17 protein-coding genes are annotated in these 19,566 nt (G+C 70.3%); all 17 read right to left on the reverse strand.

Going from position 1 to position 19,566, the window contains the following annotated elements; translation table 11 throughout:
* The 17 genes from pyrF to aroC all read right to left on the reverse strand — a co-directional run bounded on the left by pyrF (window position 1) and on the right by aroC (window position 19,550).
* Complete coding sequence (gene pyrF / locus NCG93_RS03205) at window positions 1–834, reverse strand: orotidine-5'-phosphate decarboxylase (RefSeq protein ID WP_194415440.1); 834 nt, start codon at window positions 832–834, stop codon at window positions 1–3.
* Window positions 831–4,118, reverse strand: a complete 3,288-nt coding sequence (gene carB / locus NCG93_RS03210; protein ID WP_194415439.1) for a carbamoyl-phosphate synthase large subunit — start codon at window positions 4,116–4,118, stop codon at window positions 831–833. The genes pyrF and carB overlap by 4 nt, the downstream gene beginning before the upstream one ends.
* Complete coding sequence (gene carA, locus NCG93_RS03215) at window positions 4,118–5,341, reverse strand: glutamine-hydrolyzing carbamoyl-phosphate synthase small subunit (RefSeq protein ID WP_241742196.1); 1,224 nt, start codon at window positions 5,339–5,341, stop codon at window positions 4,118–4,120. Before carA ends, carB begins: the two co-directional genes overlap by 1 nt.
* Complete coding sequence (locus NCG93_RS03220) at window positions 5,338–5,847, reverse strand: PH-like domain-containing protein (protein WP_194415438.1); 510 nt, start codon at window positions 5,845–5,847, stop codon at window positions 5,338–5,340. The genes carA and NCG93_RS03220 overlap by 4 nt, the downstream gene beginning before the upstream one ends.
* The gene (locus tag NCG93_RS03225) at window positions 5,844–7,154 is read right to left on the reverse strand and encodes a dihydroorotase (RefSeq protein ID WP_194415437.1); all 1,311 of its coding nucleotides are present in this window, start codon (window positions 7,152–7,154) and stop codon (window positions 5,844–5,846) included. Before NCG93_RS03225 ends, NCG93_RS03220 begins: the two co-directional genes overlap by 4 nt.
* Entirely contained in the window at window positions 7,151–8,164 is a 1,014-nt protein-coding gene (locus tag NCG93_RS03230) for an aspartate carbamoyltransferase catalytic subunit (protein WP_194415436.1), read from the reverse strand. The genes NCG93_RS03225 and NCG93_RS03230 overlap by 4 nt, the downstream gene beginning before the upstream one ends.
* A 7-nt stretch (window positions 8,165–8,171) precedes the next feature.
* Window positions 8,172–8,720 carry a bifunctional pyr operon transcriptional regulator/uracil phosphoribosyltransferase PyrR gene (pyrR, locus tag NCG93_RS03235; RefSeq protein WP_194415435.1) on the reverse strand — a complete coding sequence of 183 codons (549 nt, stop codon included), beginning with the start codon at window positions 8,718–8,720 and terminating at the stop codon, window positions 8,172–8,174.
* 143 nt (window positions 8,721–8,863) lie between these two features.
* Window positions 8,864–9,400, reverse strand: coding sequence for a DoxX family membrane protein (locus tag NCG93_RS03240; RefSeq protein ID WP_194415434.1), 537 nt, complete (start codon window positions 9,398–9,400; stop codon window positions 8,864–8,866).
* 172 nt (window positions 9,401–9,572) lie between these two features.
* A complete protein-coding gene (locus NCG93_RS03245; protein ID WP_194415433.1) occupies window positions 9,573–11,147 on the reverse strand; it encodes a Rieske 2Fe-2S domain-containing protein in 1,575 nt (524 codons plus the stop codon).
* An 87-nt stretch (window positions 11,148–11,234) separates the two neighbouring features.
* Complete coding sequence (locus tag NCG93_RS03250) at window positions 11,235–14,504, reverse strand: DEAD/DEAH box helicase (RefSeq protein WP_252787427.1); 3,270 nt, start codon at window positions 14,502–14,504, stop codon at window positions 11,235–11,237.
* A 49-nt stretch (window positions 14,505–14,553) separates the two neighbouring features.
* The gene (gene nusB, locus NCG93_RS03255; protein ID WP_194415431.1) at window positions 14,554–14,964 is read right to left on the reverse strand and encodes a transcription antitermination factor NusB; all 411 of its coding nucleotides are present in this window, start codon (window positions 14,962–14,964) and stop codon (window positions 14,554–14,556) included.
* Window positions 14,965–14,983: 19 nt separating this feature from the next.
* Window positions 14,984–15,544, reverse strand: coding sequence for an elongation factor P (efp, locus tag NCG93_RS03260; protein ID WP_194415430.1), 561 nt, complete (start codon window positions 15,542–15,544; stop codon window positions 14,984–14,986).
* 139 nt (window positions 15,545–15,683) lie between these two features.
* Window positions 15,684–16,142, reverse strand: coding sequence for a type II 3-dehydroquinate dehydratase (gene aroQ / locus NCG93_RS03265; RefSeq protein WP_194415429.1), 459 nt, complete (start codon window positions 16,140–16,142; stop codon window positions 15,684–15,686).
* Between the two features lie 37 nt (window positions 16,143–16,179).
* A complete protein-coding gene (locus tag NCG93_RS03270) occupies window positions 16,180–16,728 on the reverse strand; it encodes a GNAT family N-acetyltransferase (RefSeq protein ID WP_194415428.1) in 549 nt (182 codons plus the stop codon).
* Window positions 16,728–17,804 (reverse strand): 3-dehydroquinate synthase, encoded by a 1,077-nt coding sequence (gene aroB, locus NCG93_RS03275; protein WP_194415427.1) that lies wholly within the window; start codon window positions 17,802–17,804, stop codon window positions 16,728–16,730. The genes NCG93_RS03270 and aroB overlap by 1 nt, the downstream gene beginning before the upstream one ends.
* The gene (locus NCG93_RS03280) at window positions 17,801–18,337 is read right to left on the reverse strand and encodes a shikimate kinase (protein WP_194415426.1); all 537 of its coding nucleotides are present in this window, start codon (window positions 18,335–18,337) and stop codon (window positions 17,801–17,803) included. The genes aroB and NCG93_RS03280 overlap by 4 nt, the downstream gene beginning before the upstream one ends.
* The gene (aroC, locus tag NCG93_RS03285; RefSeq protein ID WP_194415425.1) at window positions 18,321–19,550 is read right to left on the reverse strand and encodes a chorismate synthase; all 1,230 of its coding nucleotides are present in this window, start codon (window positions 19,548–19,550) and stop codon (window positions 18,321–18,323) included. Before aroC ends, NCG93_RS03280 begins: the two co-directional genes overlap by 17 nt.
* Between the last annotated feature and the right edge of the window lie 16 nt (window positions 19,551–19,566).

Genomic DNA, 19,566 nt, shown 5'->3' on the forward strand with positions numbered 1-19,566 from the left:
TCAATCACCACGGTAGAGAAGGGCGCGCTCGGAGATGCGCGCGGCGAGCCGGTCGGGTCCGGCAGCCAGGATGCTGCGGCTCTCCGACGCTATCACCGCTTCCGCCAGGCCGCCGAAGCGCGCGCGGAGCTGATGCGCCTGCGCACCCTGGTGACCGAAGCCCGGACCGAGGATCGGCGCGACCGGGGAGAACGCCGTGAGCCCGGCATCCGCCCAGTCCACGGTGCCGCCGATCACCACGCCCACGCTCCCCCAGTGGCCCTCCGGCGTCGTGCCGGCGTTGCGCTCCGAGACCTCGCGCACGATCGCGGCCGAGACCGTCTCGCCGCTGGGAAGGACCGCCCGTTGGCCGGTGCGTGCGTCGGGATTGCTCGTGGCCGCCAGCACGAATACGCCCTTGCCGTGGCGCTCCGCGACCGTGAAGGTGCCTTCGAGCGTGCCCACGCCCAGGAACGGGTTGGCCGTCATCGCGTCGGCTTCGAGGGGAGAGCCGGGCGTGAGCCACGCCTCGCCGTAGGCGTCCATGGTCGATCCGATGTCGCCGCGCTTGGCATCGGCGATCACCAGCAGCCCGGCGGCGCGGGCGGCGGTGAGAACGTCCTCGAGCGCGGCGAAGCCGGCCGACCCGTAGCGCTCGAAGAACGAGACCTGCGGCTTGACCACGCCCACACGGCCGGCGGCGGCCCCGACCACGCGCAGGCCGAACTCGCGGGCGCCGGCGGCCGCGGCATCCAATCCCCACTCGCCCAGGAGGTGGGGGTGCGGATCGATGCCGACGCACAGCTGCCCGTGCGTGACGAAGGCCGCACGGACCCGTTCGCCGAACGACGTCATCCGCGTGCCCGCCGATCCTCGGCGTACTCCTGCAGGCTTCTGACCTTGAAGCCCTCGCGCAGCACCGGCAGCGCGCTCACCGCGGCGCCGAGCACGGCCATGGTCGTGAACAGCGCCTTATCGCCGGCTACCGCCGCCGCGCGGATCTCGTAGCCGTCGGCGCGGGCGCTGCCACCGCTCGGCGTGTTCACCACGATGTCGATCTCGCCGGCGTTGATGAGGTCGACGATGTTGGTGCCGCCCGACTCCTGCGTCTCGGAGTACTTGTTCACCACGCGCACCGCGATGCCGTTGCGGGCGAGGATCTCGGCGGTGCCCTCGGTCGCGACGAGATCGAAGCCGAGCTCCTGCAGGCGGTGGGCCGGCAGGATCACCGCGCGCTTGTCGCTGTCGGCGACCGAGATGAACACCGTGCCGGACTGCGGCATGCCGCCGTACGCGGCGTCCTGCGACTTCGCGAAGGCCGTGGGGAAGTCGCGGTCGATGCCCATGACCTCGCCGGTGGAGCGCATCTCGGGGCCGAGCACCGAGTCCACGGTCTGTCCGTCGGCGGTGCGGAACCGCTTGAACGGCAGCACTGCCTCCTTCACGGCGACAGGGGCGTCCAGCGGCACGCGCGAGCCGTCCTGCTCGGGGAGCAGTCCCTCGGCCTTGAGATCGGCGATCGACGCGCCCGCCATGATCCGCGCGGCGGCCTTCGCGAGCGGGATCCCGAGCGCCTTCGACACGAACGGCACCGTGCGGCTGGCGCGCGGGTTCGCCTCGATGACGTAGAGCACGCCGGCCGAGATGGCGAACTGCACGTTGAGGAGGCCTCGGACGCCCACGCCCTCGGCGATCGCGTGCGTCGCGATCCGGACGCGGTCGATGTCGGTGCGGCCGAGGCTCACCGGCGGCAGCGTGCAGCTGGAGTCGCCCGAATGGATGCCGGCCTCCTCGAGGTGCTCCATGACGCCGCCGATGTACAGCTCTTCGCCGTCGAACAGCGCATCGACATCGATCTCGATGGCGTCGTCGAGGAAGCGGTCCACCAGGAGCGGCATCCCCGGGCCGATGATCGCGGCGTCGGCGATGCGCACGAAGTAGTCGCGCAGCGCCTCCGTCGAGTAGACGATCTCCATGCCACGGCCGCCGAGCACGAAGCTCGGCCGCACCAGCACCGGGTAGCCGATCTCCTCGGCCACCGAGACGGCGCCGTCGACATCGATCGCCGTGCCGTTGCGCGGTGCGACCAGACCCGCGTCATCGAGCAGGCGAGAGAAGAGCTCGCGCTCCTCGGCGAGGTCGATCGCCGCCGGCTTGGTGCCGAGGATGGTGTATCCGGCGTCCTCGATCCCCTTCGCGAGACCGAGCGGCGTCTGGCCGCCGAGCTGGCAGATCACGCCCATGATCTCGCCCGACTGCGCCTCGGCGTGCAGCACCTCGAGGACGTCCTCCAGGGTGAGCGGCTCGAAGTAGAGGCGATCGGAGGTGTCGTAGTCGGTGGACACCGTCTCGGGGTTGCAGTTGACCATCACCGTCTCGTAGCCGGCGTCGGCCAGTGCGAACGAGGCGTGCACGCACGAGTAGTCGAATTCGACGCCCTGTCCGATGCGGTTGGGGCCGGATCCGATGATGACGATCTTGGTGCGCTCCGACGGCGTCACCTCGGTCTCGAAGTCGTAGCTCGAGTAGTGGTAGGGCGTCAGCGCCGGGAACTCCCCCGCGCAGGTGTCGACGGTCTTGTAGACGGGACGGATGCCGAGCGCGTGACGGATGCCGCGCACCGCGGCTTCGCTGTCTCTGCGCAGTTCGGCGATCTGGGCGTCGCTGAACCCGTGCTCCTTCGCGATGCGCAGGGTGGCGGCATCCAGCTCGCCCGCCTGGCGCACGAACTCGGCCACCTCGTTGATGAGGACGATCTGATCGAGGAACCACGGGTCGATCTTGGTCGCCTCGAACGCCTGCTCGACCGTGGCCCCCTTGCGCAGCGCCTGCTGCAGCACGACGATCCGCCCGTCGGTCGGACGCTGGGCGATCTCGAGCAGCTCGTCGGCCGAGCGCGTCTCGTCGCCCCAGTGGAAGCTCGACCCGCGCTTCTCGAGCGAGCGCAGCGCCTTCTGCAGCGCCGTGGCGTAGTTGCGGCCGATGGCCATCGCCTCGCCCACGGACTTCATCGTGGTGGTCAGCGTGGTGTCGGCGGCCGGGAACTTCTCGAAGTTGAAGCGCGGCACCTTCACGACGACGTAGTCGAGCGTCGGCTCGAAGCTCGCCGGCGTGACCTTCGTGATGTCGTTGGGGATCTCGTCGAGGCGGTAGCCGATCGCGAGCTTCGCGGCGATCTTCGCGATCGGGAAGCCGGTCGCCTTCGAAGCGAGGGCCGACGACCGCGAGACGCGGGGGTTCATCTCGATCACGATGATGCGACCGGTGGCGGGGTCGACGGCGAACTGGATGTTGCAGCCGCCGGTGTCGACCCCCACCGCGCGGATGATGTCGATACCGATGTCGCGCAGCTTCTGGTACTCGCGGTCGGTGAGGGTGAGCGCCGGGGCGACGGTGATCGAGTCGCCGGTGTGGACACCGACCGGGTCGACGTTCTCGATCGAGCACACGACGACCGTGTTGTCGGCGGTGTCGCGCATCAGCTCGAGCTCGTACTCCTTCCACCCGAGAATCGACTCCTCGAGCAGCACCTCGGTCGTCGGCGAGTCGCGCAGACCGGCGCCGGCGATGCGGCGGAGGTCGTTCTCGTCGTACGCGAAGCCCGAGCCCAGGCCGCCCATCGTGAAGGACGGGCGGACGACGAGCGGGTACCCGAGCTCGTCTGCGGCCGCGAGCACCTCGTCCATCGTGTGGGCGATCCGGGATGCCGCGACGTCGGCGCCCGCGTCGAGCACGAGCTGCTTGAAGATCTGGCGGTCCTCACCCTTGTTGATCGCCTCGAAGTCGGCGCCGATGAGCTCGACGTCGTACTTCTCGAGGATCCCGTGCTTGTGGAGGTCGATCGCCGCGTTGAGCGCCGTCTGACCTCCCAGCGTCGGCAGGATCGCGTCGGGCTTCTCCTTCGCGATGATCGTCTCGATCACGCGCCAGTTGATCGGCTCGATGTAGGTCGCGTCGGCGAAGTCGGGATCGGTCATGATCGTGGCCGGGTTCGAGTTCACCAGGATGACGCGCACGCCCTCCTCGCGGAGCACGCGGCAGGCCTGCGTGCCCGAGTAGTCGAACTCGCACGCCTGCCCGATGACGATCGGCCCGGAGCCGATGACCAGGACGGAGTTGATGTCGTCGCGCTTGGGCATTACTTGCCGGCCTCCTGAGTCGGTCCCTGAGCTTGTCGAACGGCCGGTCCCTGAGCTTGTCGAACGGCCGGTCCCTGAGCTTGTCGAAGGGTCGCGACGACGAGGTCGCGGAAGCGGTCGAACAGGTAGTTGGCGTCGTGCGGACCCGCCGCCGCCTCGGGGTGGTACTGCACCGAGAAGGCGGGGATGTCGAGGGCACGCAGGCCCTCGACCACCTGGTCGTTCAGCCCGACGTGGCTGACCTCGATGCGGCCGTACCCGTGGGGGCTGTCGAACTCGCCGTCCACCGGCGCGTCCACGGCGAACCCGTGGTTGTGGGCGGTGATCTCGACGCGGCCGGTCGACTTGTCGAGCACCGGCTGGTTGATGCCGCGGTGGCCGAAGGGCAGCTTGTAGGTGCCGAGACCCAGCGCGCGGCCGAGCAGCTGGTTGCCGAAGCAGATGCCGAAGAACGGCAGCCCGTCGTCGAGCACGCCGCGCAGCAGGTCGACGTGGTCGCCCGAGGCTGCCGGGTCGCCGGGGCCGTTCGAGTAGAAGACCGCGACCGGGTCGATCGCGCGGATCTGGTCGATCGTGACGTCCTGCGGCAGGACGTGCACGTCGAAACCTCGTGCCGCGAGGTTGTCGACCGTCGCCTGCTTGACGCCGAGGTCGAGCACGGCGAGGTTGCCGATGCGCTCACTGGTCGCCTTCGTCACCTCGGCGGCGGCGACCGAGACCTCTGCAGAGAGGTTGCGGCCGGCCATCTCGGGTGCCTCGCGCACGAGACGAAGCTGCTCGTCCGGGTCGATCGCCGCTGCCTCGCCGGAGAAGATCGCACCGCGCATGCTCCCGGCCGAGCGGATGTGGCGCGTCACGGCGCGCGTGTCGATGCCGCTGATGCCGACGACGCCGTCCGCCACCAGCGCATCGTCGAGCGACTCGTCGGCGCGCCAGTTCGAGACGACGCGCGAGGGGTCGCGCACGATGTAGCCCGACACCCAGATGCGGCGCGACTCGGGGTCTTCGTCGTTCATGCCGGTGTTGCCGATGTGCGGTGCCGTCTGCAGCACGATCTGGCCGGCGTACGAGGGATCGGTGAGCGTCTCCTGGTAGCCGGTCATGCCGGTGGCGAAGACCACCTCGCCGATGGTGGTGCCCTGGGCGCCGTACGCGCGTCCGACGTGGCGGGTCCCGTCCTCGAGCACGAGGACGGCGGGATCGGTCTGGAAGAGGGAGGTCATGAATCGGTTCCCGTCTGGGTCGGGGGAAGGATGCCGGCCACAGCGTCCGCGAGAGCGCGGGCCGAGGCATCCTGGGGTCGGAAGTAGGTGTCGACGGTCGAGCCGGCGTCGGTGCGCCACGTCAGCCGTGTGAGGCCGCCGGTCTCGACGACGCGGTCGATCGCGACGGTGGATTGGCCCACGTCGACGATGCGGTCGGGAGTCAGCACGAAGGGGTCCTGCCCGGTGAGGCCGACCGCCACGCCCTCATCGGCGACGGTGACGGTCGCCTTGGAGCGGAAGGCCATGCCCGGTGCTGCGATGCGCTCCAGCGGAGCGTCGCGGGCGGTCGTCGCGACGTACAGCGCGTCGAAGGTCGCGCGCACGTGCGCGTCGGCGGGAAGCTCGCCGGCGACGACGAGGGGCGTCGCGTCCCGCCGCGTTCGTCGCCACCACGCCCACGCGAGTGCGGCGAGAAGCACGACGGCGACCGCGATCATGATCGCCAGGGCGCCTTCGCGGGTCATGCGCGTGCCCCCGGCGTATCGAGCAGCTCGCCGTCGGCGACGGTCACGGTGCCCCGGTGGAGCGTCCAGCGCACCTCGCCCGGCAGTTCGCGACCCAGGTACGGCGAGTTCACGCTGCGGCCGCGCAGATCGTCGGTCGTGAATGTGCGGCGCGGCGCGGGGTCGTAGAACGCGAGGGATGCCGGCTGGCCCTCGGTCAGCGGTGTCCCGTGTCCGGCAAGCCGGCCGATGCGCGCGGGCTCCCGCGACATGACGCGGGCGACGTCGCCCCACGTCAGCAGCCCGGTGTCGATCATCGACTGCTGCACCACCCGCAGGGCGCTCTCCAGACCCACCATGCCGTTGGCGGCCGCCTGCCACTCGCAGGCCTTCGCCTCGGCCGGGTGGGGCGCGTGATCCGTCGCGACGATGTCGATGGTCCCGTCGGCGAGGCCCTCGCGCACCGCGAGCACGTCCTCTTCTCGCCGTAGCGGCGGGTTGACCTTGAACCGCGCGTCGTAGTCGCGCACGAGCTCGTCGGTCAGGAGCAGGTGATGCGGAGTGACCTCGGCGGTCACATCGACGCCGCGGCGCTTGGCCCAGCGGATGATGTCGACCGAGCCGGCGGTCGAGAGGTGGCACACATGCAGCCGGGACCCGACGTGCTCGGCGAGCAGCACGTCGCGGGCGATGATCGACTCCTCGGCCACCGCGGGCCAGCCGGCCAGCCCGAGCTCCGCCGACACGGCGCCCTCGTTCATCTGCGCACCCTCCGTGAGGCGCGGGTCCTGCGCGTGCTGGGCGATCACGCCGTCGAACGCCTTCACGTACTCGAGCGCTCGCCGCATGATGAGCGGATCCCAGACGCAGAAGCCGTCGTCGCTGAAGACGCGCACCCGGGCACGGGAATCGGCCATAGCGCCCAGCTCGGCCAGCCGCTCGCCCTTCTGCCCGACGGTGACGGCGCCGATGGGCTGCACCGTGACGAAACCGGCGGCCTCGCCGAGGGCGAGCTCCTGCTCGACCACACCGGCGGTGTCGGCGACGGGCGAGGTGTTGGGCATGGCGAACACCGCGGCGTAGCCACCGGCGGCGGCGGCCCGCGAGCCGGTGAGAATCGTCTCGGATGCCTCGTAGCCGGGTTCGCGCAGATGCGTGTGGAGGTCGACCAGGCCCGGCAGCAGCACGAGACCGTCGACGTCGATCGCGGTCGCCCCGGCGCGGCTGAGGCCGGGACCCATCTCGGCGATGACGCCGTCTTCGACGATCAGATCAGCGGCGGTGGATCCTTCGACCTGTGCGCCTCGGAAGAGAAGGGTCTCGCTCATGGGGTGTTCTCCTTCTCTTCGCCGCCGGTGACCGGGGCGTCCGTCGCGGGTGTGCTGTCGGCTGCGTCGTGCTCCGCTCCCGCCAGAAGCAGGTAGAGCGCGGCCATGCGCACCGAGACGCCGTTCGCCACCTGCTCGAGGACGGTCGAGCGGGGCGAGTCCGCGGCTTCGGCGGAGATCTCCAGACCCCGGTTCATGGGTCCGGGATGCATGACAATGCTATCCGCTCCGAGCGCCTGCAGGCGGCGCGCGTCGAGACCCCAGCGTCGCGAATACTCCCGTTCAGTGGGGAAATACGCCGCGTTCATACGTTCCAGCTGGATGCGCAGCATCATGAGCGCGTCCGGTGCGGCGGAGATCGCGTCGTCGAGGTCGTACAGCATCGTCACCGGCCACTGCGACATGTCCTGCGGGACCAGGGTGGGCGGTGCGACCAGCGTGACGTGAGCGCCGAGGGCGTCGAGCAGCCAGACGTTCGAACGGGCGACCCGCGAGTGGAGCACGTCACCGACGATCGTGACCTTCACGCCGGTGAGGTCGCGACCGCGGCTGTCGTCGCCGAAGCGCCTCTTGCGGATCGTGAACGCGTCCAGCAATGCCTGCGTCGGGTGCTCGTGGGTGCCATCGCCCGCGTTGACGACGCCTGCGCTGATCCAGCCGCTCGTGGCGAGGGTGCGCGGTGCTCCGGACGCTCCGTGGCGGATGACGACGGCATCCGCTCCCATCGCCTGCAGGGTCTGCGCGGTGTCCTGCAGCGACTCCCCCTTCGAGACGCTGGAGCCCTTGGCGGAGAAGTTGATCACATCGGCCGACAGGCGCTTGGCGGCCGCCTCGAACGAGATCCGCGTGCGCGTCGAATCCTCGAAGAACAGGTTGACGACGGTCCTGCCCCGCAGGGTGGGCAGCTTCTTCACCTCGCGGCGCTGCGTGTCGGCCATGTCCTCGGCGACGTCGAGGATGCGCAGGGCGTCGGCGCGGGCGAGCGTCCGCGTGTCGAGCAGGTGCCTCATGAGCGGGTCACCGTCCTTCGATGGTGACGGCCTCGGAGCCGTCGGTCTCGTCGAGGCGCACGTTGACGCGCTCGTCGCGGGAGCTCGGGAGGTTCTTGCCGACGAAGTCCGGGCGGATCGGCAGCTCGCGGTGGCCGCGATCGACGAGCGTCGCGAGTCGCACCGCGGCGGGGCGGCCGATGTCCTGCAGGGCATCGAGCGCCGCACGGATGCTGCGTCCCGAGAAGAGCACGTCATCCACCAGGACGACGACCTTGCCGTCGACGCCGCCGGGTGGGATCTGCGTCCGCTGCGGCGATCGGGTCGGGTTGCGGTGCAGGTCGTCCCGGTACATCGTGACGTCGAGGGCGCCGACCGGCACCGCGGCGCCGCCGAACTGCTCCACCAGTGCGCCGATCCGATGCGCGAGGGTGACGCCGCGCGTGGGGATTCCGAGGAGGACCAGACCCTCGGGGCCCTTGTTGGACTCCAGGATCTCGTGGGAGATCCGAGTCAGGGCCCGGGCGATGTCGGCGCCGGTCATGACGGTGCGAGGCTGCACGGTGGGCGTGCTCATCCGCCGCTCCCTTCTCCGCCTCACGGGACGGGGTTAAAGGTTGCTGTGATCGTCGTCCAGTCTAGGGCACGGCGAAGGCCGGCCCCGAATCGGGACCGGCCCTCACATCGGCGCCGGGATGGCCCTCGCGACGCCGCTGGTCATCACCGCGCGGCAGGACCGCGCAGCACCCGGGAGGCGACGACGAGCGCCGCAGCGATCAGCACGACGTTCTTGAAGATGTACTGGCCGGTCAGCGTCGGGCCCACGGGACCGAAGACCTCGCTGGGGAGGAGCACGATCGGCGACAGGATCCCGACGTAGGCGATCGCGAGCACGACGAGCCCGATTCGTGCGAAGCCGCGGCCGGCGATCAGCAGCGCGCCCGCCGTGACTTCGATCACGGCGGTGGCCACGAGCGCGGCCTGTCCGCTGACGAGCCCGAAGGTGAGCTTCTCCCAGGTCTGGCTCACCAGCGCCTCGACCGGGCTGACGCCCGGGAAGAGCTTCAGGGCGCCGAACACGACGAAGACGGCTCCGAGTGCGATGCGCAGGGCGGGGATGCTCCAGCGCTGCAGCGAGACCTTGACGGCGGCCTCGGCCCGCGCCTCCCACGACAGGATCGCTCGAATGGGGCTCGACTGACGGGTCGATGCGGGGACGACGACGCCGGCGGCGCCGTGGACGGGAACGGTGGTCATGGCGTGACTCCTTCGATGCTGATCGCCCGCGACCGCGGGCACGGTGATCAGGATCCGGGGGGAGCCGCGGTGATACGGACGGGCACGGGATTGCGGGCGGAATACACATCGAACGGCACGAAAACGCCGTCTGATTGTCGGAGACCTACAATCAGACGGCGCCATCGATGATTCAGGCCGCGGGCGTGGTCGCCTCGCGGAACAGGGCGTCCTCCACCTGGGACGCGCGGATCGGGTGCCCCTGGCTGGTCAGGCACTTGCCGCTCGCCAGATCCCACTTCCAGTCGTGGAGGGAACAGGTAAGGACGCCGTCCTCGATCTTCCCGGTCTTGGTGAGATCCGCCCGCAGGTGCGGGCAGCGGCGCTGCACGATCCAGTCGCCGAGCTGCGCGTCCTCGGTCTGGTCGGTCTGCTCGGCGTACCAGTTCTCGACGTACTCGATGCGATCGCGTGACAGGCACTTCAGGAACGTGGTGAGGAACTCGTTGAACTTGCCGCTGCGCCCCACTTCGAACTGCATCGACAGGAAGATCGAGTTCGACCAGTCGATCTCGTGGTCGGCGATGTTGGTCGAGACGAGGTCGGCCGGGATCGTGTACCAGTAGATGCACTCGTCGTCGGCGTACTCGCGGACCTTCGCCTTCGGGAAGTCCACCACCATGTCGAGGTCGCCGATGCGGAAGCGCACGATGCCGCCGACCCCGTTGCGGATGGTACGGGCGCGACGCAGCAGCGGCTCCCACCACTCCTTGATCGCCGCGAGCATCACCGCAGGCGGCAGCACTGCCGCACGTGAGGCCTCCTCGGCGCGGATCTCGTCCTGACGGGAGTCGCGCTGCTCGGCGAGGTACGACCACTTGTCGTCGAAGATGCGGTCGATCTCGGCATCCGTGTACAGCGTCTGGGTGACCGACAGCTCGCCGCCGTTCAGCTCGACGACCGTGCCGGGCACGAACTCGTAGCCCTTCTGGTCCGGCCGCAGCTCTGCCATGTGTGCCAGGAACTGCCGCTGGTCGGTGAAGATCGCATCGTCGTCGAGTCCGTAGCCGTTGTACTTGAACAGCTCTTCGCGCAGGAACATCGGCGGCCCGGCCATCGGGAAGACGTGCTCGGCATCGACCTTCTCGATGTAGTACATCGCGCGCTTGTTCTGTGCGTCGCGCTTGAGCTTGGCGAAGTTCTGCTTGGCGTCCTGGGGCAGGTCATAGACCATCGGCCACCAGATGGCGCCCGATACCTGAGTGAAGTACGCCTCGGGCTTCGAGAAGCCGAGCAGCTTCTCGAGGTCGAGCGGGTGGGAGTCGTTCTGGTTCAGGATGCTGGCGGTGCCGTCGTCCACGCTCAGGGATGAGTCGCCGATCGGCCCGTCGCTCGGCGCGCGCAACGGCGTCACCATGAGCTTGAGGGGGCCGAACTCGAGCGGCACGCCCGCCTGCGTGTAGACGATGTTGTCGTAGCCGAGCCGGCGGAGATCCTGCTCGAGATCGTCGGTCGGGTAATCCGGGAGCAGCACCTTGATGTCCTTCGGCACGTGGCGCTGCATGAGCGCCGGGTCGAAGTGGTCCCGGTGGCGATGCGAGACGTACAGGAAGTCGGCATTGCCGTACTTGTGCCAGTCCAGTGCCCGGTTGTCGGGGAACGGGAACCACGACCCGAAGAAGGTCGGGCCGATCACCGGGTCGCAGAGGATGCTTCCTCCCGCCGTCTCGATGAACATTCCGGCGTGGCCGAGGCCCGTGATGCGCATGGGACTCCTCCCCTATCCAACAGTCGAACGAACCAGACGAGTCTAGGCGAGGGCACCGAGGGTGCCCGGCCCGTCGACCGGCAAGTCTCAGTCGTCGAACAGCCCGCGGATGTCGTCGGCGGTGAGCGCCTGGCCGAACAGCGCGTCGTCGTCCATCACCGACCGGAACAGGCGCGCCTTGCGCTGCTGCAGCGCCATCACCTTCTCCTCGATGGTTCCGTTCGCGATGAGCCGGTACACCATGACGCTGCGGTGCTGCCCGATGCGGTGTGCGCGGTCGACGGCCTGCGCCTCGGCGGCGGGATTCCACCACGGGTCCAGCAGGAACACGTAGTCGGCCTCCGTCAGCGTGAGCCCGAAGCCACCCGCTTTGAGGCTGATGAGGAAGACCGGGGCCTCTCCCCCACGGAAGGCCTCGACGGCCGCATCGCGATCGCGCGTCGACCCGTCGAGATAGGCGAACGGGATGCCCCGCTCCTCGAGCCGCGCCGACACCAGGCCGAGGAACGACGTGAACTGGCTGAACACGAGCGCGCGGTGTCCCTCGGCAAGTGCTTCGTCGAGCTGCTCGAACAGGGCGCCGAGCTTGCTCGGGGCGATGTGCGAGTACGCGGAATCGACCAGCTCCGGGGCGAGGCTCAGCATGCGGAGCAGCGTCAGCGAGCGGAACACGATGAAGCGGTTGCGGTCGAGATCTTCGAGCAGTCCCAGCACCTTCTGACGCTCGCGCTGCAGGACGGTGTCGTAGAGGGCGCGGTGGGCGGCGCCGAGCTCGATGCGCACCTCCTGCTCCTGCTTCGCAGGGAGGTCGGCCGCCACCAGCTCCTTCGTGCGCCGCAGCACGAGCGGGCGGATGCGGCGCCGCAGGCGCGCCAGACGTCCGGCGCGATATGCGCCGCCCTCCTGGTTCTCGGGCACCTTGCCCTTCTCGATGGGGCCGACGTACTCCTCGCGGAACCGGCGTGCCGACGGGAACAGCCCGGGCGCTGTGAGCGAGAGCAGGGCCCACAGCTCGGTGAGGCTGTTCTCGAGCGGCGTGCCGGTGACGGCGAAGACGACGTCCGCCGGCAGGTCGCGCGCCGCCCGGTAGGCCTTCGTCTGGCTGTTCTTCACGAACTGCGCCTCGTCCAGGATGAGGCCGGCCCACGCGACGCGTCCGAACTCGGTCTCGTCGAGACGCAGAAGGGTGTACGACGTCACGACGATGTCGGCGGCGGCTGCGGCATCCGCCACCGTCGTCCCCCGCTTGGCGCGGGTCGCATCGATGACGGCGACGTGCAGGTCGGGAACGAAGCGGGCCGCCTCGCTGCGCCACGTCGAGAGCACGGATGTGGGCGCCACGACCAGGAAGGGACGCTCCTCGCCGCCCTCGCGGGCGTGCGCGATGAGCGCCAGCAGCTGCAGCGTCTTGCCGAGGCCCATGTCGTCGGCCAGGATGCCGCCGAGCCGGTGCTGCCACAGGAACGCGAGCCAGTCGTAGCCGACCCGCTGATACGGACGCAGGTCAGCCTGCAGCGCGGACGGGAGCGGCGTGGCGGGCACCCCGTCGGCGTCGCGGAGCGCCTCGACGGTCGCGCGCCACGAGACCGCGGGCTGCGCTTCGTCAGCGAGATCCTCGAAATCCGCCCACAGGGCGGTCTGATAGCGGCTGATGCGCGGCCCGGTCTCCCACTCGTCGAGCTCGCCGGCTTCGTCGATGAGATCTCGGAGGCGCTGCAGCGACGGGTGCGACAGCGAGAAGTACGCGCCGTCGCTCAGCAGGATCTTCTTGCGGCCGCGCGACAGCGCGGTGAAGAGTGTGCCGAACGGGACGCGGCGGCCGTCGACCGTCACGACGACGCCCAGGTCGAACCAGTCGGCGTCGGTGGTCTCGACCGACGTGATGTCGATGCGCGGGTCGCCCGCGAGCTCGCGGTACGGCGGACGCTCGCCCGAGATCTCCACGCGGATGTCGGCCTCGGCCTCCAGCAGAGGGAGCAGCCGTGAGGCGAGTTCGGCCGCGTCGATCCCCGACAGCGTGCCGGCGGAGGCGAAGTCCACCGGCGCGTGGTCGCGCCACAGCGCCTCGGCGCGGCCGCGGATCGCCGCCTCGGCTTCGGCGTCGCGATCATCGCCCGCCGTGTCGAGGCCCCGCAGCTCGCCGTCGCCGTAACGCCACGCCAGCGTGTACACGAGCCGGTGGTTCGGTTCGAACCGCACGAGGAGCACGAGCTGCGGCCGGGGAGGCGGGGCGACGTCGATCCCCGGCGCATCGATCTCCACGCGTCGCGCGAGGCGGGGCAGGTGCTCGCGGACGAACTCCTCGGCGTCGTCGGCGGGGACGGTGATGGCCTCGCGCGCGGTGAGGAGCGCGGGCACCGGGTCGGGCAGCGCGACGGCGGCGAGCACCAGGTCGATGCGGTCCCGATGCACCGTGAAGCGGTAGACACCGGTGCGCCCGACCGGGCGCAGGGTGGCGGCCGGGATCTGCTCGCCGTCGATGGTGACGATCGGGACGATCTCGAGGCCGTGCGCGGTGCGCTGCGCCTGCACGGCGACGGACGCCGTCGAGGCCTGGGCGACCGTCGCACCGCGCTTGGTCGCAACGAACGGGATGCCGAGGTCGGAGGCGGACGCCAGGTGCGGCCAGAGCAGACTCGACTCGATGTCGTCGAGAGTGAGCCACTCCGACACGTCCGAGAACGCGCCGAACGAGCGGACGTCGCGGCCGATGCTGTGCAGCTCGGCGAACCATCGCGTCTGCGCCGGGTCGTACTCCGTGGTCGGCCGCCGCAGCGCGTCCCAGGAGACGCCGCCCTTGATCCACGCGTCGGACCGACCCGACCGCGCGAGCGGGCGAAGCCCCACCAGCACGTCCTGCCCGTGCTGATGCAGCCCGCGGGCCGTTGCCGACTCGACCCGCGCCGGTGCCCAGGCCGACGCTCCGCGACGCACGCGCTGGCGCAGCTCGACGCCCAGGGCGAGGGGCGTGTGCGTCCGCGCGACGGGCGCCGGGGCGGCGAACACCGCGCGCCACGACGACTCCCCCGACCCCGGGGCCGAGGTCGCCAGCCTGTTGGCCGCGAGCAGCGTCGCCACGGTGTGCTTGCAGTCGAACTGCACCGGGCACGTGCACGAGGTGGCGGCGATGGGGTGGTCCACCCGCTGCGGGTCGAGCCGCACGCGACAGCGGTACGTGCGTCCCGCGCTGCCCGCGACGACCGCCTCGATGACGGACGTGACCGGGTCCCACTGCAGCTGCTGCACCGCGCCGTCGGCGAAGTACGCCACACCGCGCTCGTACGAGCCGCTGTCGGTGTGCCGGCGGATGTGCCCGGGATCGATGAACGGCGGGGGGCCGGCCGACAGCGGGGTCACGGCATCCATCCTGCCAAGTCCCGCCGACACCGCGGCGAGCGTCGGACGATCAGCCCGCGCGCGCGATCCGGGCGAGGACGCCGTGGACGAACGAGCCCGACTCGTCGGTCGAGAACTCCTTGACCAGCTCGACGGCCTCGTCGATGGCGACCGCGGTGGGCACCTCGTCGTTGTAGAGGATCTCCCAGGCGCCGATGCGCAGCACGGCACGGTCGACGGCGGGCATGCGCGCGAGCGTCCAGTCCTTCGCGAACGTCGTGATCTGCTCGTCGATGGCGTCCTGGTAGTCGATCACGCCGTCGACGATCTCACGGGCGTACAGCCACGAGGCTTCGCGGGCGGGCTCGTTCGCGGCCCGCTTCGCCTCGGCGGCGAGGACGGTCGCCGGCGTGTCGCCGCGGACGTCGGCCTGGAAGAGGATGTCGAGCGCGCGCTTGCGCGCCTTCGTACGGGCACTCATGAGTCAGCGGCCGCCGACGTCAGTTGACGCGGCCGAGGTAGTCGCCGGTGCGCGTGTCGACCTTGACCTTGGTGCCGGTCTCGACGAACAGCGGCACCTGGATCTCGTACCCGGTCTCGACGGTCGCGGCCTTGGTGCCGGCCGACGAGCGGTCGCCCTGGAGGCCCGGCTCGGTGTAGGTGATCTCCAGGATGACGGAGGCGGGAAGCTCGACGTAGAGCGGGTTGCCGTTGTTCAGCGCGATCTGCACCTGCTGGTTCTCGAGCAGGAAGTTCGCGGCATCGCCGACGGTCGCGGCCGCCACGTTGATCTGGTCGTAGTCGGCGACGTCCATGAAGACGAAGTTGTCGCCGTCGTTGTACAGGTACGTGAAGTCGCGGCGGTCGACGTTCTCGATGTCGATCTTGGCGCCGGCGTTGTACGTGCGGTCGACGACCTTGCCCGACACGACGTTCTTGAGCTTCGTGCGGACGAACGCGCCACCCTTGCCCGGCTTGACATGCTGGAACTCGATGACGTTCCAGAGCTGACCGTCGATGCTGAGGACGACGCCGTTCTTGATGTCTGCGGTGGATGCCATGAGGGTGCGAATCCGTTTCGTTGTGTGAGGTGTGGTGCCGGCGGCGTGAAGTGCGAGGCGGCCGCTGCCCGCCGAGAAGCTCGAGGACCGGCAGCGCCGACGTTCGATTCTACGGGATGCCTGGTCCCCGGCCGATTCGTCAGCCCTCGGCCTGCCCGGTGAGGATGTCGATGAGCCGCGCGACGGCGGTGGCGTAACCCGTCACGCCCTCCCCGATGACGTGGACCTGGGCGACGTCGGCGACGTACGAATGGTGGCGGAACTCCTCGCGCGCCTTCACGTCCGAGATGTGGACCTCGGCGACCGGCAGGCCGACGCCGGAGAGTGCGTCCCGCAGCACGACGGACGTGTGGGTCAGTCCGCCCGGGTTGATGACGATGCCGGCGCAGTCCTCGCGTGCCGCGTGGATGGCGTCCAGGAGGACGCCTTCGTGATTGCTCTGCACCGCCCTGACCTCGAAGCCGCGGCGGGCCGCGGCATCCGTCGCCACCTGCTCCACGTCCGCGAGCGTCGCCGTGCCGTAGATGCCGGGTTCGCGGGTGCCCAGGAGGTTGAGATTCGGTCCGTTGACGAGCAGCAGGCGGCGAGGCGTGGTCATGGTCGCACGATATCAGCGGCCGCAGATGGCAGGCCGGTCACGGCAGGGGGCGCGACATGACGATCTCCGGCCCGATGGCGCTGGAGTACGTCTCGCCGGTGGGTGCGAAGCCGGCACGCCGGTACGCGCCCTGGGCGCGATGGTTGTCGCGATGCACGTCGAGCGAGATCCGGTCGAGCCCGAGGCCCGCCGCCCACTCGGCCGCCGCGGCGAGCAGCGCGTCGACCGTCCCGGCGCCGCGGTGGCCGGGGTTCACATATACGCCCACGACGTCGGCCCGGCGGTCATCGACGTACCGGCCGAGGTGGTCTTTCTGCCCGGTGGCGCGGATGAGCACGGAGAGGCTGCCGACCCAGTCCCCGTCGACGACGGCGACGAACTGGGCGGTGGTCTCGCTCGTGGCCGCCTTCTCGCTGCGTTCGCGCCAGAAATCGTCGGTCCGCGCGGCCACCTGCTCGGGAGTCTCGAGGAACGCGACGGCCGCATCGGGGTCGCTCGTCGACTCGAGTCGCAGGTCGCGCACCGCCGCCCATTCGTCGGCACGGATGCGGCGCACCGTGAGGCCGGGCGCGGCGGACGCCGGCATCAGCCCGTCACCTCCTGGTAGGCGGCGAAGAGCAGCGATTCGTCCGGCGCCTGCAGCACGGTGGGCTTGGCGATGTCGTCGAGCACGATGAAGCGCAGCATGCCGCCGCGGCTCTTCTTGTCGCGCTGCATCGTCGCGAGAAGCGTGGGCCAGCGTCCCGCCCCGTAGGTGGTCGGCAGGCCGAGCGACTCCAGGATGTCGCGATGGCGCTGGGCGGCGGCATCCGGAAGCCGGCCGGCGAGCCGCGACAGCTCGGCGGCGAACACCATCCCCACCGAGATCGCGGCGCCGTGTCGCCAGCGGTAGCGCTCGGCGTGCTCGATGGCGTGACCCAGGGTGTGGCCGTAGTTGAGGATCTCTCGCAGGCCGGCTTCGCGCAGGTCCTCCCCCACGACGCGGGCCTTCATCTCGATGGCGAGCTCGATGGTGCGGCGGAATGCGGCGCTCTGCGGGTCCACCGCGGTCTCGGGGTCGGCCTCGACGAGGTCGAGGATCTCGGGCGCCCAGATGAACCCGGCCTTCACGACCTCGGCGTAGCCCGCGACGCGCTCGTTGCGCGACAGTGAGCCGAGCAGATCGAGGTCGCAGATGACGGCGCGCGGCGCCCAGAAGGCACCGACGAGGTTCTTGCCCTCTGCCGTGTTGACGCCGGTCTTGCCGCCGACGGCGGCATCGACCATGCCGAGCACCGTCGTCGGCACCTGCACGACCTCGACGCCGCGCAGCCACGTGGCGGCGACGAAGCCGGCGAGATCGGTGACCGCTCCCCCGCCGAAGCCCACGACGACGTCGGTGCGGGTGAAGTCGGCCTTGCCCATGACCTGCCAGCAGAACGCCGCGACCTCGATGCGCTTTCCGGCCTCCGCGTCGGGGATCTCGGCCAGCAGCACCTCGCGGTCGCCGACCAGCTGCGCGCGCAGGCTCTCGGCCTGCGCCGCAAGCGTCGGCGGGTGGATCACGAGCACCTTGCGGGCCGCAGCGGGCAGTGCCTCGCCGAGGGACGACAGGATGCCGTGGCCCACAGTGATGCCGTAGCTCGCGTCTCCGCTCACGGTGATGATCGTGGCATCCGTCATGCCGTCTCCTCCTGGTCGGGTCTGCTCGCGCGCACCCATGCGACGAGCGCGTCGACGATGTCCTGCAGCGGACCCGTCGACGTGTCGAACGTCACGTCGGCGAGCTCTTCGTAGACGGGGCGGCGCTCTTCGAAGATCGCCGTCCAGCGCTCGATGGCGTCATCGCCGCCCTGCAGCAGCGGCCGGTTCGAGTCGCGCACGCGGCCGGCCACCACCCGTGGGGTGACGGTGAGGAGTGCGACGCGGTGGCGCGCGAGCTCGGCGCGGGTGTCGGGGTCCATCACTGCGCCGCCGCCCAGCGAGACGATGCCGGCCGTGGCGAGTCCCTCGCGGACGGCAGCGCGCTCGGCGGCGCGGAAGTGCGCCTCGCCGTGCTCGACGAAGAGCTTCTCGATCGGTCCGTGATCGCGGACGACCGCGGCGTCGGTGTCGAAGAAGGACACGCCGAGCGCGCGTGCAGCCTTCCTGCCGATGCTGGTCTTACCGGCCCCCATCGGGCCGATGAGCACGACGGCGTCAGAGTGCGAGGTCATGCTCGGCGAGGCCGGCGTCGCTCTCGGCCGCACTGCGCAGCGCGTCGGGGATGGCGGCGAGGTAGCCCTCGAGGTTGCGGCGCGTCTCAGCCACGCTGTCGCCGCCGAACTTCTCCAGCACGACATCGGCCAGCACCACGGCGACCATCGCCTCGGCGACGACGCCGGCCGCCGGCACCGCGCACACGTCGGAGCGCTGGTGGTGCGCGGATGCGGCGTCGCCCGTCGCGACGTCCACGGTGCGCAGGGCCCGCGGTACCGTCGCGATCGGCTTCATTCCGGCGCGCACGCGCAGCACGGTGCCGGTCGACATGCCGCCCTCCGTGCCGCCCGCCTTGTCGCTCGATCGCGTGATGCGGTCGTCTGCCACGAACAGCTCGTCGTGGGCGGCGGAGCCGCGACGGCGGGTGGTCTCGAAGCCGTCGCCGACCTCCACGCCCTTGATGGCCTGGATGCTCATGAGCGCCTGCGCCAGCTTGGCGTCGAGGCGGCGATCCCAGTGCACGTGCGAGCCGAGCCCCGGCGGCAGGCCGTAGGCCAGCACCTCGACGATGCCGCCGAGCGTGTCGCCGTCCTTGCGTGCATCGTCGACCTCGGCCACCATGGCCGCACTCGTGGCGGCGTCGAAGCAGCGGAGCGGATCGGCGTCGAGCGCCTCCACGTCATCCGGCGTGGGCAGGGCCGAGCCTGCCGGCACCTGCACCGGACCGATCGAGAGCGTGTGGCTGACGAGACGGATGCCGAGCTCGGCCAGGAACCCGCGGGCCAGAGCGCCGAGCGCGACGCGAGCGGCGGTCTCGCGGGCGCTCGCACGCTCGAGGATCGGGCGGGCCTCGTCGAAGCCGTACTTCTGCATGCCGACGAGATCGGCGTGGCCCGGACGCGGGCGGGTCAGTGCGGCGCCGCGGCCGCGGGACTTCTCCGTGAGCTCGACGGGCTCAGGGCTCATGACCTCGACCCACTTGGGCCATTCGGTGTTGCCGATGCGCAGGGCGATGGGGCTGCCGAGGCTGGTGCCGTGCACCACACCCGACGAGATCGTCAGCTCGTCCTCTTCGAACTTCATGCGCGAGCCGCGGCCGTAGCCGAGCTTGCGGCGCGCGAGATCCGCTTGGATCGCGGCGCGGGAGATGGGGACGCCTGCAGGCAGGCCCTCCATGACGGCGACGAGTTCGGGGCCGTGCGATTCGCCGGCCGTGAGCACGCGGAGCATTGGTCCAGTCTCCCAC

Origin of the sequence: Microbacterium yannicii, assembly GCF_024055635.1 — a bacterium.
Lineage (GTDB): Bacteria > Actinomycetota > Actinomycetes > Actinomycetales > Microbacteriaceae > Microbacterium > Microbacterium yannicii.

Bases quoted from the DNA above. Each gene is read 5' to 3' on its own strand.
- pyrR (WP_194415435.1), bottom strand. From the start codon at position 8,720: ATGAGCACGCCCACCGTGCAGCCTCGCACCGTCATGACCGGCGCCGAC.
- NCG93_RS03245 (WP_194415433.1), bottom strand. From the start codon at position 11,147: ATGCGCATCACGGGCCTCGGCCACGCCGGAATGTTCATCGAGACGGCG.
- carB (WP_194415439.1), bottom strand. From the start codon at position 4,118: ATGCCCAAGCGCGACGACATCAACTCCGTCCTGGTCATCGGCTCCGGG.
- carA (WP_241742196.1), bottom strand. From the start codon at position 5,341: ATGACCTCCCTCTTCCAGACCGATCCCGCCGTCCTCGTGCTCGAGGAC.
- efp (WP_194415430.1), bottom strand. From the start codon at position 15,544: ATGGCATCCACCGCAGACATCAAGAACGGCGTCGTCCTCAGCATCGAC.
- NCG93_RS03220 (WP_194415438.1), bottom strand. From the start codon at position 5,847: ATGACCCGCGAAGGCGCCCTGGCGATCATGATCGCGGTCGCCGTCGTG.
- pyrF (WP_194415440.1), bottom strand. From the start codon at position 834: ATGACGTCGTTCGGCGAACGGGTCCGTGCGGCCTTCGTCACGCACGGG.
- aroC (WP_194415425.1), bottom strand. From the start codon at position 19,550: ATGCTCCGCGTGCTCACGGCCGGCGAATCGCACGGCCCCGAACTCGTC.
- NCG93_RS03230 (WP_194415436.1), bottom strand. From the start codon at position 8,164: ATGAGGCACCTGCTCGACACGCGGACGCTCGCCCGCGCCGACGCCCTG.
- nusB (WP_194415431.1), bottom strand. From the start codon at position 14,964: ATGAGTGCCCGTACGAAGGCGCGCAAGCGCGCGCTCGACATCCTCTTC.
- NCG93_RS03280 (WP_194415426.1), bottom strand. From the start codon at position 18,337: ATGACCTCGCACTCTGACGCCGTCGTGCTCATCGGCCCGATGGGGGCC.
- NCG93_RS03240 (WP_194415434.1), bottom strand. From the start codon at position 9,400: ATGACCACCGTTCCCGTCCACGGCGCCGCCGGCGTCGTCGTCCCCGCA.
- aroQ (WP_194415429.1), bottom strand. From the start codon at position 16,142: ATGACCACGCCTCGCCGCCTGCTGCTCGTCAACGGACCGAATCTCAAC.
- NCG93_RS03270 (WP_194415428.1), bottom strand. From the start codon at position 16,728: ATGCCGGCGTCCGCCGCGCCCGGCCTCACGGTGCGCCGCATCCGTGCC.
- aroB (WP_194415427.1), bottom strand. From the start codon at position 17,804: ATGACGGATGCCACGATCATCACCGTGAGCGGAGACGCGAGCTACGGC.
- NCG93_RS03225 (WP_194415437.1), bottom strand. From the start codon at position 7,154: ATGAGCGAGACCCTTCTCTTCCGAGGCGCACAGGTCGAAGGATCCACC.